Source organism: Streptomyces sp. NPDC087420, from assembly GCF_044744165.1.
GTDB lineage: Bacteria > Actinomycetota > Actinomycetes > Streptomycetales > Streptomycetaceae > Streptomyces.
Window position 1 is genome coordinate 1 of the sequence record NZ_JBIUXU010000025.1, and the last position, 13938, is coordinate 13938.

At 71.1% G+C, this 13938-nt stretch carries 12 protein-coding genes and 1 tRNA gene; 8 read left to right on the forward strand and 5 right to left on the reverse strand.

Features of this window, described 5'->3' with window-relative positions; all coding sequences use genetic code 11:
- Positions 1 to 659: 659 nt before the first annotated feature.
- Together ACIO1C_RS34675 and ACIO1C_RS34680 are read left to right on the forward strand one after the other, a co-directional pair.
- A complete protein-coding gene (locus tag ACIO1C_RS34675; RefSeq protein ID WP_401871500.1) occupies positions 660 to 1628 on the forward strand; it encodes a hypothetical protein in 969 nt (322 codons plus the stop codon).
- Positions 1629 to 1695: 67 nt separating this feature from the next.
- A complete protein-coding gene (locus ACIO1C_RS34680; protein WP_401871579.1) occupies positions 1696 to 1929 on the forward strand; it encodes a hypothetical protein in 234 nt (77 codons plus the stop codon).
- Positions 1930 to 1960: 31 nt separating this feature from the next.
- Here ACIO1C_RS34680 and ACIO1C_RS34685 read toward each other — a convergent pair whose 3' ends face one another.
- The gene (locus tag ACIO1C_RS34685) at positions 1961 to 2416 is read right to left on the reverse strand and encodes a hypothetical protein (RefSeq protein WP_401871503.1); all 456 of its coding nucleotides are present in this window, start codon (positions 2414 to 2416) and stop codon (positions 1961 to 1963) included.
- A gap of 211 nt (positions 2417 to 2627) precedes the next feature.
- On the opposite strand from ACIO1C_RS34685, the gene ACIO1C_RS34690 reads away from it, so the two are divergent.
- Complete coding sequence (locus ACIO1C_RS34690) at positions 2628 to 3200, forward strand: hypothetical protein (protein ID WP_401871505.1); 573 nt, start codon at positions 2628 to 2630, stop codon at positions 3198 to 3200.
- A gap of 40 nt (positions 3201 to 3240) precedes the next feature.
- Here ACIO1C_RS34690 and ACIO1C_RS34695 read toward each other — a convergent pair whose 3' ends face one another.
- Together ACIO1C_RS34695 and ACIO1C_RS34700 are read right to left on the reverse strand one after the other, a co-directional pair.
- Entirely contained in the window at positions 3241 to 4227 is a 987-nt protein-coding gene (locus ACIO1C_RS34695; protein ID WP_401871507.1) for a hypothetical protein, read from the reverse strand.
- Between the two features lie 248 nt (positions 4228 to 4475).
- Complete coding sequence (locus tag ACIO1C_RS34700) at positions 4476 to 5894, reverse strand: protein kinase (RefSeq protein WP_401871510.1); 1419 nt, start codon at positions 5892 to 5894, stop codon at positions 4476 to 4478.
- Between the two features lie 146 nt (positions 5895 to 6040).
- Between ACIO1C_RS34700 and ACIO1C_RS34705 the strand changes: the two genes are divergently transcribed.
- Positions 6041 to 6115: transfer RNA gene (locus ACIO1C_RS34705), tRNA-Met, on the forward strand.
- Between the two features lie 137 nt (positions 6116 to 6252).
- On the opposite strand, the gene ACIO1C_RS34710 is transcribed toward ACIO1C_RS34705, so the two are convergent.
- Both ACIO1C_RS34710 and ACIO1C_RS34715 read right to left on the reverse strand, forming a co-directional pair.
- The gene (locus tag ACIO1C_RS34710) at positions 6253 to 6438 is read right to left on the reverse strand and encodes a hypothetical protein (RefSeq protein WP_401871513.1); all 186 of its coding nucleotides are present in this window, start codon (positions 6436 to 6438) and stop codon (positions 6253 to 6255) included.
- A 588-nt stretch (positions 6439 to 7026) separates the two neighbouring features.
- Positions 7027 to 7287: a hypothetical protein gene (locus tag ACIO1C_RS34715; protein ID WP_401871515.1), complete on the reverse strand. Its 261-nt coding sequence runs from the start codon at positions 7285 to 7287 to the stop codon at positions 7027 to 7029.
- A 124-nt stretch (positions 7288 to 7411) separates the two neighbouring features.
- On the opposite strand from ACIO1C_RS34715, the gene ACIO1C_RS34720 reads away from it, so the two are divergent.
- The 4 genes from ACIO1C_RS34720 to ACIO1C_RS34735 all read left to right on the forward strand — a co-directional run bounded on the left by ACIO1C_RS34720 (position 7412) and on the right by ACIO1C_RS34735 (position 13270).
- Positions 7412 to 8344, forward strand: coding sequence for a hypothetical protein (locus tag ACIO1C_RS34720; RefSeq protein ID WP_401871518.1), 933 nt, complete (start codon positions 7412 to 7414; stop codon positions 8342 to 8344).
- Between the two features lie 534 nt (positions 8345 to 8878).
- On the forward strand, positions 8879 to 10996 hold the full coding sequence (locus ACIO1C_RS34725) for a hypothetical protein (RefSeq protein WP_401871520.1): 2118 nt from the start codon (positions 8879 to 8881) through the stop codon (positions 10994 to 10996).
- Positions 10993 to 11478, forward strand: coding sequence for a hypothetical protein (locus ACIO1C_RS34730; protein ID WP_401871523.1), 486 nt, complete (start codon positions 10993 to 10995; stop codon positions 11476 to 11478). The genes ACIO1C_RS34725 and ACIO1C_RS34730 overlap by 4 nt, the downstream gene beginning before the upstream one ends.
- A gap of 184 nt (positions 11479 to 11662) precedes the next feature.
- Positions 11663 to 13270, forward strand: coding sequence for a hypothetical protein (locus ACIO1C_RS34735; RefSeq protein ID WP_401871525.1), 1608 nt, complete (start codon positions 11663 to 11665; stop codon positions 13268 to 13270).
- Positions 13271 to 13938: the final 668 nt, after the last annotated feature.

Genomic DNA, 13938 nt, shown 5'->3' on the forward strand with positions numbered 1-13938 from the left:
GCGCGCGTCCTGCTCCGCAGGAACGGCGCTCCGACGCTACGCGTCGGAGAAGCTGTCTTAGCTCCGCGAAGACAGCTCGGTCCCTCCGGGACCGGAGATCCGCTCCGCGGATCTTGTTGGGTTCGTCGGTGCGGTGTCCCGATCGCTCCGCGATCGTGCCTCCTCCCCGACTGATCTGCGTTGTTCAGTGCATCTCGACTGTTTCTAAGGTGAGTTGAGGGATCCGTCCACTCCGTGGCCGGCTCCTGCTGGCTAGGAGTCAAGGGGCTGCGCTCTCCGGCTGGCCGGTCTGTGCCTCATCAGATAAGTGATCAGCTATGTGTTCTGAGAAACTTTGAGGATTGGATGCTTCCTTGGTCAAAAAATCTTGGGATATTTGAGTTCTGCCCCTCCCCTGCCCCGGCCTTGCGGGAGCCAAAGACGACGACCTGTACGAACTCGCTCAGGCGATCCGTGCCCAGGACGCAGATCTGCGCGCGGTCGCGCAGCGGCTGGAGTCCTGGCGTACCGAGTAGCTGCCGTCGGCGACTCTGCTTGGGGGGCCGCTCCGACGAATGGCCGGCGAGGGTGTGACCGCTTTCCAGGGCCTGAGGCCGACGGCTATCGCACGGCTGTCCGAAGGCCGTCGATCAGGGCCCGCAGTTTAGGTGTCAGGTCCGGTGGTCGCCGCGGGAGGCGGACTGGCGCGCGACGAACTCGACTCCGCCGACGGCGAGGCCCCGGGCCGGTTCGGATTCGACTCCGCCGAACTTGCCCTCCATCAGGCGGAGGCCTATCTCGTCCTGGGCCGTGCTGCTGATGCCCGCGCCCGCGCGGAGGCCTGGTTCGGCTGGGACTTCTGGGCGATCGACGCCACCGCCGAGAGCACGACGCGTCTGCGGGCAGCGGTGGCCGACGCCTTCGAGCGGCCGTTCCGGAGGGCCGGGATCGACTTCGGCCAGATCCCCCCGGGCGACTCCGACGAGGCGTTCGAGGCCCGTCAGGAGATGGCGGCCCGGATGCTCAAGGACCGGCGCTGCCCCCGCCGGGACTTCGACGGGGCCCTGCGTGCGGGCGCGGCCGGCGCCGAGTTCGAGCTTCCGCCGACCCGGTCGGTGTCCAACATCGGCCACCCGGCCCTGATGGACCCGGGCGCCCGGCTGATGCTCGGCGGCGCCCAAGACATCGGCTTCGACGAGATGGCGGAGGCGTGGGAGGCCGCCACGCCCGGCAACCCCGAGATGATCGAACACATCCGCGCCGCCCAGCGTGAGGCCGCCCTCGCCGGTGAAGACCTGTTCGCGCAGTCTCCCTTGGCGGGTGGCCTGCCCGGCATTGTCCGCGCCGTCCGGGAGGCCGACGGCGAGCGGCTGTGCACGGCGGTGCTCGCCTGCATCAAGGCGAGCACCGCCCTGACCGTGCTCCTGGCGCGCGCGGTGAACGAGCCCGAGATCCTGCGGACCCTGATGGCGGACGGGATGTGGGACCAGTGGGTTCGCGTCGGTTACGCCCCCGTTCTCGGGATCGGCGGCGAGGTCGCGGTCGCCATGAGCGTCTTCCAGCACCTCCTCATGCCCGGATGGGCCGAGGGACTGGAGCGCTACCAGACCCTCATGGACACGCTCCTGACCCAGCCCGCCACCGTGTGACCGCCGGGCCCGGGAGGCCGGGCGCTCGCCGTCGGCCAAGGTCGCGCTGCGCGAACTGGTCCGGGAGATCGAGGAGACCGAGGAGCACCTCTCGGAGCAGCAACGGCGCATCCTGACGTGGCTCAGGGACTGGGCAGCCGCGCACAACGGCGAGACCCCCTCGGTGCGGGAGATCGGCAGGAGCGTGGGACTGTCCAGTACTGGCAGCGTCGCGTACCAGCTCGGGCAGATGGAACAGCTCGGCGTCCTCGACCGCAGCGTCAGCCGCGGCCCGGGCAAAGGGATCTCCCTGCCCTGGTGACCGGCACGGGACCTGAGGGCCCCCGGGGTGGTCAGGCCCCGTCCGACACTGCCGTGTCGGCGAGGGCGGTCAGGTCCTCGCTGGGGCCGGGGCTCCTCCGTACAGGGCCCGTCGGCGTCCGAGCCGGAGACCCGTCGATGCGCTCCAGCGTGATCGTGGTGTCGAGCACGGGCGCCTCCTCAGAGGCGGTGCCCTGCGGCGTGCGGTTCAGCTTCGACCTGAGGCCGCTCAGCCCGCTCTTGATGTACGGCGCGGCCTTCACGGCGACGGCGCACACCACGACGCCGACCGCGAAGCTTGCGCCTGCGACCACCTTGATCGTGTTGGCGGCCGGGAAAAGCTCGGCATGGGTGACGAGCGCGTTGTCGTCACCCAGCACGAGTCCGCGGTTCCCCTCGGAAGCGCGCGACTGCGAAAGACGCGTCCCGGCCGGATAGTCGACCCACATCAGTTCGCGATCCATTCCGGACATGTCAGCAGAGGCCATGGGGCAACTGTAGGGATCGCCGCCGGCGCCGTGGCGGGGATTCCCGAGACCCGGTGTCGATCGCGGCGCCGCACTCCTGCACGGCACGGCCCCGGCCGCAGGACGTCGAGCACGTCGTACACCGGTGTCGGCGAAGTCCGGCATGCCGTCCGGCCGGACGGCCCGTTGATCACGGCGTGAACTCACCCCACCCCGCTGGCCGCGCCTCGCCGTGCTCCCGCCCGTCTGCCACCTGTGCGGACATCCCGCAGACCAGGGACAGCCGCCCGTTGTTCTGCACCCGGCCGCCGGTCCGCCCCGGAACGTCAGCCTGTGCGAACCGTGCCGCTCCGGCCGACCCGCCCGCGACTCCCCCGGCCTGGAGCCCGCAGATCACGCCTGGTGCGTCCTCGCCCGCGACGCCGGGTCCCTGCTGTGGGACTACGAGAACGGGCAATGGCTCCCGTACAAGGCAGAGCTACGGTTCGCCGAAGACCTCGCATACCTGCGCTGGACAGAGAACACGATGCGGACGGCCCAGCGCACGGCGCTCGCCGGGCGCCTGGCCCTGCTCTTCGACAACGCCTGTTTCGTGCTCCGCTACGCCCCAGCCCGCGACCTGCTGCCGCTGCGGGCCTGGTCGACGTCCTCCCCGACGACGCCGAACACCAACTCCCCCGGCCGCAGGGCACACCGACGACGTGCACGCGGGCCGCGGGCGGCACCGGGCGCCGGACACCACGGACAGCCCCGGCCCCTCGCCGTCATGCCGTCTGACGGCAGCGGTACCGGCCCTGGGCGCTGAGTGCTATACACAGGGCCAGTCCAGGGCGGCGCACAGGTCTTCAAGGACCTGCCGGTCGGCTACCGGCAGGTGGGGCGAGAGGCCTACGCCGATGTCGAGCAGTCCCGGCTGCTCTAGGCTCTGGCGCATGGCAGCGATCCCGGCGAAGGGGTAGTCGGGTGTGAATTGCTCTGCGGCGGCGAGTCGCTGGGCCCATACGGTGCCGGGGCGCATCCACGCGGCTCCGTAGCGGGAGACGTCGACCGCGAGGAGCACCGGCGCGCCGTCCAGGGAGTGACCCTGGGCCGCCTTCTGCGTGCCGCGGCCGGGCTTCGAACGCGGCGTACTCGGCGGCGCCCAGCGGGCCGTCGAGTATCCCGGCGGTGACTTCCCAGCCCACCGCGCCGTTTCCCGGACAGACCTGGACGGTGATCTCTAGGGGGCCGCCGTTCTTCGGGTCCTCGACCTGGATGACCTCGGTCACGGCCGGGCTGCCCGCGCCGAGGGCGTCGGCCTGGGCGCGCACAGCCGCCGCAGCCTTGTCGGCGATCTCCGGCTGCAGCCGGCTGGGATAGCCGTCGAAGGCCAGGTCCACGTCGAACTGGCCGGCGCTGACGGCTTCCACGCGTTCGACGAGTTCGTTGATGTTGTGCGGCGCCCTGGCGGTCACCTCAATCCCGGCGCAGAGGGCGCCGGAGCTGGCGAGCAGGAGGAGGTCGGGGTTTGAGATCTTAGTGTCGCCGAGTTCGTAGCCGATCCCGGCATCAGTCAGGGCGAGGGCGAACTCGGCCCGCATCTCGAGGAGTTGTCCCATCGAGGTCAGCTGCCCGAACTCCGCGATCTTCCTGCTCCAGCGCGGGTTGTCGGCGGCCGTGCCGTCGAGTGCGGCTGCCATCGTCTCCAGGGCGTCCAGCCCCATGGGGACAGCCGGGTTCGTCCCAGTCTCGGCTTCCAGAACCCGTACGGGGTGGGTGCCGGGGGCGCCGGTGAGCCACCGCTGGAGCACCGGGCGGGCGGCGGAGGGCGCTTGGGAAGTGCCACTGGTCATCGTGCCGGTCTCCTCGAGTTCGCCCGGCCTGCGGCCGGAGTGGACAAAGACTGGGCTTGCCCCGTCCGGTGGCGTCCCTCTCGTGTGCGCCGACGCGGCACCTGCTGGTCGTGCGCAGCGCGTTGCCGCAGTCCGTTTCCTGCGGCAACGCGCCAGAGTTGCTTTCGCTGAGGGTCCTGGGCGCTGAGCGCCTCCGCACCGGAGATCCGGTCCGACGTGGTGGGATGCGGCCGGCTTCGACGGCTGGATCAGACCGCGGTGGCGGTCCGTTCAGGACCTTCAGTGACGGGGGCGTTTGGTATAGAGCGTGAGATCCAGCCGATGACCGTGTCGGTCAGCCGCTGGACCTGGTCGGCGGTCCGCGGCATCCGCGCACGATGCCATGGGGTATGTCCCCACTGCTGTTCCAGGACCCATGGCGGTCCGTTTCGCTGTGCTTCGGCGAGGAAGCACACGCCGTCGTCGAGGAGTGCGTCCAAGACAATGCGCCGTCCGTCGTGGATGTGGGTGGCCATCCAGATGAAGCCGCCGTCGGGGATGAAGCCCTCCTCGCTGTTGTCGATCCAGCCGTACTCGCCGAGGGTGGCATCGCCGTTGTCGTGGTCGATGCCCTCGCTCCAGGCGCTGGGGTCACCGGTCAGGGCTTCAGCGATACGCCGGATGCAGGGCAGCATCATCGCCCGTGTCGCCTCAACATCGCGGCGGTTGCGGTCCCCATACGGCCCCCAGCCACCCATGAAGGGGCGGCCGAAGGGGTGGAAGCGGGTTGCCTGGGCGGTGTGGCGATCAAGCCAGGCGGCCAGCTCGGCATAGAAGTCGGCCATAGTCAGCCGGTCATGCACCTGGTGCTGGGTCGCGGCCTCCAGGACATGTTCCAGGGCGGTCGTTGCGTTCCTGCCGCCGTGGGAGGACAGGCTGAACTCCTCCGAGCCCACCCGGTGTGCTCCCTCGGGCGGATACGGGCCGCGACCGGGGTGGGCCAGGACGAAGAGGGTCTTGGCGAGGGAGTAGACATCGGCCCGCTCGCCGCGGTCCTTGCCGCCAGCGCTGCGCATCTCGGGGGCCATGAAGTTGGCGGGCCCGATCTTCTCCCCGACCCGGGTCAGGCCGGCGGGCAGGTGGGCGAAGGCCGCGATCCCGAAGTCGGCCAGGACCGGCGCCTCCTCGTACCAGAACAGGTTGTCGGGCTTGATGTCCCGGTGGAAGATCCCCTGTTCGGCGAGCCCCGCGAGGGTCCAGGCCAGGGCGGCAATGTGTGTGACGACGTCCAGGACGGTCGAGGTGTCGTCGAAGACGTCGGCCAGCAGCCGGGCCCGGGGCATGGCGTACCAGCGTGGTTCGGTGCCGTGGGTGTCGTCGATGTCCCAGATCGGCAGGATGCCCGGACTCCCGTTCACTTGCCGCATGAAGAGCGCCTCGTCGTAGAAGCGTTGGCGACGGACTTGTGTTGCCTTGTTCACGTAGCGCTCGCCCGGCACAGGCGGGGCGGACATGTGCTTGAGAACGCCCTCGCGCCCGCTGCCCGCCTCGGTGCCTTTGCGCACCCACTTCTTCCCGCCCAGTGGGCCGCCGTCGCGCCAGCGCACCACGTTGTAGTCGCCGTTGTTGTGGGCTGGCTGGGGCTTACGCGGGCGCTGCGGAGGGCGGGGCGTGGGTCTTCCTGGCATGCCCGAACGGTAGCGTTCCTGTGCCCCGATCCGGGACCAAACGGTGTGGTCTGCCTGCGAGTTGGAACTCGGACGGGGCGGGCGGACTCCGGGTGACGGAAATCCCGGCCTGCCGCGTCCTGATGACGTAGTGTGAGGGACACCGACGCGGGGTGAAGCAGCTCGGTAGCTCGCTGGGCTCATAACCCAGAGGTCGCGTGGTTCAAATCCCGCCCCCGCTACCGCCATCCGGCCCCCTCCGATATCCCAGATCGGCGGGGGCCGGAGCCGTATGCACGCGGTCCCGGACATCCGGACGCGAGATGCCGTGCACGACCCGTGGTACTGCACGATGCCGAGCTGGCGGAGTGCGGGCTTGTCAGCGTCGGAGCGGGCGCACGGCTGTCGTGCACAGCAGAGGAATCTCATCGAACTCCCACAGGCCCTCGCTCCACTCCCACGGGCCGCCACGGTCGGCTTCCTCGTAGCCGAGCTCGGCGAGCGCCCGGCGGCGGCCGGAGCTGGTCAGCAGGCCCGCGTGGAGAAACACCGTCGGCTCATCCATCCACGGGTCCCCGCCGTCCTCGTGCAGCCCACCGGGCGCCACCCGCCATCAGCCAGCGCCCATCGTCCTGCAGGGCGACGTACGCCGTCGCCTTCTCGTACCGCTCCCTGCTCACAGGCACCGGCCTCGGACACCGGCGGCCCCGGCAAGGCCCGGGACGGTCGCCGAGATCTTGCAGTGGGGGATCACCGGGATGCGGCCCTACCAACCGGCGCCGCCAGGACGGACTAGTCGCGCCCGTCCTACGGTCGCAGGGCTGCTCATGAGTCGGAGCAGCCGGGAAGCGTCCGGGCGGGCGGTGTCGGTGTGTACGGCGGTCTGCAGGACGTCATAGAGCGAGGACGGGTCCGGCTGGAGCAGCCGGCGGTCCAACAGGCGTGACATGGCGGTCTCTCCCCTCGGTGCGGCAGCGGTGGAGCGGTGGTGCTGTCCGCCAGCCTGCCGTGCGGGAACGCTGCTGATCGCTGTGCGCGGCGAGACCTCCCGCTCGGCGGTCCGTGCCGCTCTCAGCGTCCCGTGCCACGGGATTCTGCCACGGGACCGACCAGCGAGAGCCGGTCACGCGCATGACTGATCAGGGTGGGGCCCTCAGGCCTCACCCCGCCCCTCCCCCGGCCCCCGCGCTCCGCCGGCGTTGGGGTACCACGGGGCAAGACGCAGGAGGAGGTGGAGGGTGCGCCGGGCGGCGGTGCGGTGGGCGGGGCGCGGGGCGTAGGCGGCGCCGAGGGCGAGGACTGCGGTGAGGGCCAGGAGCAGCAGGAGCGCGATGCCGGTGTAGGTGCGGGCGGCGGCGGGAGCCAGGAAGAGCGCGGCGGTGGTGCGGGCGGGCCATCGGGGGTGGGTGGGCATGAGGGGGAGGCTTCTTGGCAGGTCGGGCCGGGGTGTACGGACCGTGCGGCGGTGGTGTCCTGCTCAGTTCACCGGGTGCGGCGATATGCGATTTCTGTACCTCGCGGGGTTCTAAAGTGTGCGGGTGGTCAGAGGAGTGCCGGGGGCGGCGGACCGGGAGCTGATCGGGCATCTGGCGGCCCTGGGCGTGGTGGTGTCGGGGGCGCAGCTGGAGCGGTGGCGGGCGGCGGGGCTGCTGCCCGGGCACGCGCGGCAGGGTCCGGCTGGGCTGCCGCACCCGGACGAGGTGAGGCAGCTGGTGGTCGAGGACCCCGGGGGCGCGTGGGAGCAGGGCCCGGAGCGCGGACGGCGGAGCGCGGCGGTGCACCTGGCCGCGGCCGCTGGGATGAGGGCCGGCGAGGTCGGCGGCGAGATGCTCGTCGAGGCGCTCGCCGCACTGATGCCCGGCGTGGACTGGGCTCCGGTCGCCGAGTCCGCGCGGCAGGCCGAGAGGGAGGGCACCCTGGAGAGTTGGGTCGAGGCAGGGGCGCTGGTCGACCCGCTCGCCCGCCTCCGGGCGGCCGGCGAGGAGGAGATGGCCGCGGCGCGCGGTGTGGCGCGGATCCTCACCATAATCGGCTTCCTGTACGTGATGCACGGGCTGCTGATGCCCGACAACCCCTTCCTCGCCCGCCTGCGGGCGAGGGTCGACGAGTCCGGGCTCGCCCTGTCCGTGGCCCAGCTCGTCCCTCAGATGACCACCCCGTCCGGTGTCCCCCACGCGCTGGTGATGTGCCTGTCCCCCGAGACGGCTGGCCTCGCCGCCTGGCTGGAGGAGCTGATCGACGAACAGGTCGGCGCCGGGCAAGGGCTGCTGTCCCTGCCCGGGGCCGAGGAGGGCGGGGCGAAGGCGTTCATGAAGGCCTGGATCGACCGCCTGAACTCGGCGACCGCGGCCTGGACGGCGCCGACGAGTGACCCCGGCTCGGCGGTCACGGCGGCCCCCGTGCCGAGGTCACTCGTCGGTGCCCCAGGGGTGACCGAGGTGACCGTGGCCGCAGGGCCTGCCCCTCGTTGATCCCGGCGAGTCCCTCCCGGATCCGGGGAGAGACCTCTGTCCGGTGTCGGACCCGCCCGTCAGGGCAGGCCACAGACACCCGACGAGGCGCCCAAGGCCCCTGTCCCACGCAGTCGACCGTAGGGCAGGGGCCTTGCCCATTCGGGCCTCACGCGACGGCGCCGCACTCGACGCACCGCCAGCTCTTCCCGGGCCGGCGGGAGTCGGGCGTACACTTGGGGTGCCGACGTTCGTTGTCGGCAGCGCACCGCTCTGGATACATGGAACTGCATGCCGCAGGGTTCGAACTGAGGCATGAAGAGCGGCTGGCACCCGTCGTCGACGGGAGTTCGGTCCCTGGTGGACCGGCTGACCAGCAGCTCACCCGGAACCGTGGAACGCCAGTCGGCACGGAATGTCGCGGAGATATGAGCCGCTGACGGATCGTGACGGCGCTCGCCGCCCCCTGTGGACGGCGCGCAGTGGACGCAGTGGCCAGGTGGCCCTGCCGCAGGAATCCCCTGCTGCGCGCGACGCCCCAGGAAGGGCGAGAACATGACCTCCTTCGACAATTTCGACGGCCTGGACGGGCAGGAGCCCGACGACGGCCTGCCGCCCCTGCTGCGCCGCCCCGAGCCCGTCGCCGACCCGCAGCCGGTGACCAAACTCCGCAGTGCGCGCAGGGCGCTGCTCGTGAACCCCGAGACCTCGCTGGACGAGGCGGCGGCGAACGCCATCACCTCGGGCGCGGTGGACCCGGCGCGGCTGGAGGCGCTCTCGGCCGGCAAGCCGGTCAGCCTGCTGACGGCCAAGCCCATCGTGGGCGGCATGCTGTACGCGACCGCGCCGCACTCCCGCTACCTCGACCTCGACGTCCTGCCCGACCTCATCAACCAGCGGTGGGCGGACCAGCTGCACACCGCCATGGACGTGGCGCCGCCCACGTCGCTGGTCACGTCGTACGAGACGATGACCGACCCCGACACCGGCAAGCCGGTCGCGGTCTTCACGATCCGCATGCCCGACCGCAAGGCGCTGGCCAAGGCGGTCGCGGCGAGCATGCGCAACACCTACCACGCCCAGAAGGGCGAGAACGACTACACGCAGAGCGTGCTCCAGCAGGGTGTGAAGGAGCCGCTGACGCTGTTCGTGATGCGCGTCGTGTACGACGACGGCACCGAGGACACCTTCCTAGTCGCGGGCGACGGCAACAGCCGGATGGTGAGCATGTGGCTGGCGCGCACCGGCGGCGACATCGAGAAGGCGATCTCGGCCTGCATCAACTCCGTCATCGGCTCGACCGAGCAGTCCGGGGGCCGCAGCCGGGCAGAGCAGGCGGCCGCGCGCCGCCGGGTGACCGAGCTGACCGCGCGGACCCGCAAGAACCTGGCGGCGCCCGGGCTGACGGAGGCGACCCGGCGGGAGGGCCACACGCTCGCCTTCCCCGCGACCGTCGTCGTCGGCGCGCGGGGAGACGACGGTGAACCCCTGGCGGACCTGGTCGCGGCCCGGGACGACCTGCTGGCCAACCTGCACGTGCACGTCACCGCCTGGACCCCCGGGGCGCAGAACACGCAGGGCATGCAGCGGGTCTACCGGCACGCCCTGGGCGAGGGGCTGATCACCCCGGACGTGCATCGGGTGCTGTCGGGCACGGTCGGCGCGCAGGCCATGCACGAGTTGCTCGGGCTGCCAGTGCACCGGCTGTGGTCGGCCGCGGTCCACCAGCACGCGGTCCTCGCCGGCCCGGACGCATACGGCATGAACCAGCTGATCAAGCAGGAATTCGGGATGGGCAAGGCCGACCGGCAGCGGGTCAGTGAGCGGCTGGCGCCCATGGCGCTGTCCGCGTACCGCAGCCAGGAGGGCATCGAGCAGCCGCTGCGGGCCTTCGGCAACGGCGGCACGATCACCGACACCGTGTGGAAGCAGCCGTGGGAGCTGACGAAGGGCGACGACGCGTTCGCGGTGCTCGACGCCATCCTCGCGCGCGCCCTGGACGGCCAGGCGGACGCCGTGGCCGAACTGACTGTGCTGGGCGGAACCGCCGCGATCCTCGACGGCCTGATCACGCGGGACCGCGGCTCGAAGGAGGGCATCGACCGCGACAGCCGCAAGGCACCCTTCCGGGCGACCCCGGTGAAGCTGCTGGAGCTGCTGTCGAAGACCTCTGGCGGACGGCGGATGCTGCACTCCATCGCCCGTGCCCACGTCTCCGCCGACCCGGCCGTGCTGCCGAAACTGTTCCACACCCAGGAGCGCGAGGTCGAGGGCGTGGTGGTGCGCGACGGCGAGCCCGTGTTCGACAAGGCCGGCGAGCAGGTCATCGTCGACTACGAGTGGGACCTCGTCCACGCCGCCGACCCGGTCCAGGCCGAGCGCACCATCGCCACAAACCGCGCCGCGCTCAAGACGAGCGGCAGCCCGCAGGAGCGCGAGCCGGAGGACGTGCGCCAGCGTCGGCAACTCGAACAGGGCATCACCTCCGCGGCCAAGGCCGGACGCGCCCTGGCCCGCATGAGCCAGAAGCGCGGCAAGGGGGTCTTCGGCACCTTCGACGGAGTCCAGGCACTGCGTGAGCAGCTGAAGCGGCTCGACGATGTCCTCGTCGCCTTCGGACCGGCCGACACCTCGGTCATCGTGATCGACGAGGACGAGGAGGGCGGCGAGTGAGCGCCGTTCTCGCACTGCCCTCCCGGATCGGGCGGGCAGTGGAACCGGTCCTGCTGCTGATGGGCCCAGTGCTCGACATGCCCCCGACCGACGACGGCCGCGGGGGCCCGACGGTGCTGGTGTGTCCGGCCGACCCGGCGGCGGTGCGCCGCCGGGTAACGGCGAGCTGCGCGGTGTACGTGGCGTGGGACAGCCGGTGCGGCTGCCGGTATGTGGGCAGTGTGTGCCGCCAGGGACGCGGCGCGGTCGGCGACCGGCTCGCGGAGCACTACGCCCACCCCACGGCCGGGGCGTCCCGGCGGGAGGCCAGGTGCCTGCTGACCGTACTGCCGCTGGCTGACCAGACCGCCCTGGAGGCGGTGCGCAACGCCGAAGGATGGACGGCCCGACTGCTGAACCCGGTGGACGGGTCCGCCCACCCCCGGGTCGATCTCACGCAGACGCCCGCCACGCTGAACTCCCTGCCCCGGCAAGGGAGGTAGCGGCCGGGCAATGTGACTGGCCAGCTTGTATCCGGGCTCCGGCAGATCGGCCGCCGGAGCCCGGGAAGGTGCAAGTACAGGGGTGATGGAGCAACCGGGTGGGGGTCGTGGTGTCCGTACGCGTCCGAGGGATGGGTATGCGGTGAGGGTTCCGTGGGACAGGTTGGCGGCCGAGAGCCCGAAGGTGTCCGAGGCTCTCGTGACGCTGTTGGTGCTGCGGCTGTGCGAAAGGGCGCGGGCTGTCGACGGCAGCGGCGGGGACGGCGGCCGGGACCTGTTCGAGCACACCGAGGGCGGTGAACTCACCGCCTACGAGGCGAAGTCGTTCACCGGCCGCATGACCCCGGTCCGGCGGCGGCAGGTGGTACGCTCGCTGGTGTCGGCGGCCCGCCACCAGCCCGACCACTGGGACCTGCTCGTGCCGATCGACCACAACCCCGCCGAACTGCGGTGGTTCGAGGGACTGCGCGAGGAGTTCCCGTTCGTACGGCACTGGCGCGGGCGCAGCTGGCTGGACGAGAAGTTCGCTGCCCATCCCGATCTGGTGCGCTACGCGCTGCAGGAGTCCGGCGACTACATTCTGGAGCGAATCGCCGAGGCCCGCGCCGAGCGGGACGTGCTGCTGGGCGGGCTGCCCGACTATCTCGAGTGGGCGAGCGCGCTGCATGCGCGGGCCCAGGAGATCTCCCCGTACTACGCGCTGCACACCACGCTGGGCGCGGACGGGCAGACGGTCGTGCACCTGATGCCGAAGGGGCCCACTCCCGACGGGCAGGCAGCGGTCCGTTTCACCGGCCGGGTCCGGTTCCCGGCCGACGACGAGCAGGAGGTGCAGCGGCGGCGCCAGTTCGAGGAGACGATGCGCTTCGGCGGCGAGGTGGAGCTGACGGCGGACAACCTCGCCGAGACGCGTCTGGCCGGGCCCGCACGTCTCGGACTGGAACGGCTCAGGCTCGGCCGTGTGCGCATCACCTCGCCCCGCCAGGAGGTGACACCGCCGCTGCGCGGGCAGCTCGTCGTCCAGCAGCCCTCCGGTCTGCCGGTCACCTCCTTGCCCGTGACCTTCAAGCACCGCGTCCTGGGCGCGGACGGCGGGACTCTGCACGGCCACGACATGTCCGGCCTGATGCGGGTGGGGGTGCGCTTCGGCCGGAGCGATCTCTCCGGCCGGCTGACGTTCTCCTTCGAGCCGCCCGAGACCGCACTGCCGACGGCCGTGGTGCCGGTGCTGCGGCTGCTCGCCGAGAGCCGCCCCGGCCGCTTCATGGTGCTCGTCTTCGCCGGAGGCACCGGCCAGATGCGCGCCCCGGTCACCGCCGGGATGACCCCGCGCGGATGGGAGGCTGGCGAGGCCCGGTTCTGGGCCAACGCGTACGACGACCTGGCCCGGCTGCAGAGCAGGACCGGCCAGTTCTTCCCCGTCCCCAACGCCTTCACCCAGCAAGACGTGCGCGAGGTCAAGGAGATCCACGCACTGCTCGACGGGGAGGAGACCGTCCTGCGGGGCGAGAGCGTGTCCGTGGGGGTGATCAGCGCCGAGGGCCTCGACAGTCTGGCCGGCATCCGCGGCGGGATGTTCCGTCTCACCGCCGGATATGAGTCCATGATCTTCACTCTCGGCGACCACCAGATCGAGCTGGGCCCCTGTACCGAGACCTACACCGTGGACAAGATCCTCAACATGGGCGAGGCGCGTCGCGAACTCGCCGAGCACGGGCGCGCCACGGTGGTGATGCGCCTGGCCGAGTGCTTCCCGGCCGTGCGTTATCTGGGAGCCGAACGGCCGCAGTAGGCATACATCGTGACCATGCCCGACGGGTCCTCCGAGTCTGCGTGCGCCCGCTCCCGTTCCGCCCGGAAGCTCACCGCCCTGGTCACTGCTGGCACCCGGGCACACCAGGCGAAGGAGCCGGTCGCGCGGCAAGCCATGACGGACTCCGGCCACGGGCCGGGGACACCCCGGCACGGGCGCCGGGCAGGAGCGTTGCGGACAGTGCCGCTGGCGGGTGAGCTGACCGCGTCGCTGATCGGGCGGGCCGCGGCCCTACGGTCTGCCGGCTGAGGCCGGAGAAGAACTCGATCAGGTCCGCCTGCGGGCCGTCGAGGAGGCTGGTGATGGGCGGGTCGCCGGCGGCACCGGCGCGGAGACCGGCTCCGGGTACACCGAGTCCCCGGCTGCCCGTGGGCGGTGCCGGGGACTCGCATGCGCAGAAGCCCGGGGATCCCTAGTTCTTTGGCGAGAGCGGGGAATCCGGGCTTTCCTCCAACCCGGAGCTACCCCCAAGTCGAAGCAAGCACAGAAACTGACACTAAAACGGTCACAACTATGCTCGTGACAACACTAGCCCACTTCCTCCCGAAGGAAAGTGGGCATGGCAAGCTGCACTCCATTCATCTATCGGAATGAGTAGGCATTTCTTTTGCCTGCTTGCCGTCGTCATTACTAATAGGCACTGAGGA